Raw genomic sequence first — 507 nt, forward strand, 5'->3', positions numbered from 1 at the left:
CCTCCTCGGCTGGTTTAACGGTAGAAGAGCTAGTGCGCTTAGGCCGCTTTCCGTGGCGTGGTGCACTTGGTCGTTGGAAACCTGAAGACAAACAGATTATCGCTGAAGCCATGGCTCGCACTGGCGTAGCTCCGTTTGCTCAAGCATTAGCGGACGATTTATCGGGCGGCGAGCGCCAACGCGCTTGGGTGTCGATGCTGTTGGCTCAACAATCACCGATTTTGATCCTAGACGAACCGACCTCCGCGCTCGATGTTCACCATCAATTTCAACTGATGGCGCTACTGGCAGAGCTGAATCGAACCGAGAACGTAGGCATTATCGTGATCCTGCATGATTTGAACTTAGCATTGCGCTACGCAACCCACATAGTTGCGCTCAAAAAAGGTCAAATTGCCTTTGAAGGCAACGCCGAAATGCTGCTTGATGAAGCGCGTTTGTCTGCACTTTACGAATCACCAATTAAGCTCATTGACCATCCAACGCCCGCGGAAACACTTGCTAGCC

At 52.1% G+C, this 507-nt stretch carries 1 protein-coding gene; it reads left to right on the forward strand.

Annotated features, from left to right (window positions below; genetic code table 11):
* The coding region (locus R7R78_RS29740) for an ABC transporter ATP-binding protein (RefSeq protein ID WP_225475043.1) at positions 1-507 on the forward strand (507 nt) is incomplete at both ends.

It is taken from the genome of Vibrio sp. 2134-1, from assembly GCF_033339495.1.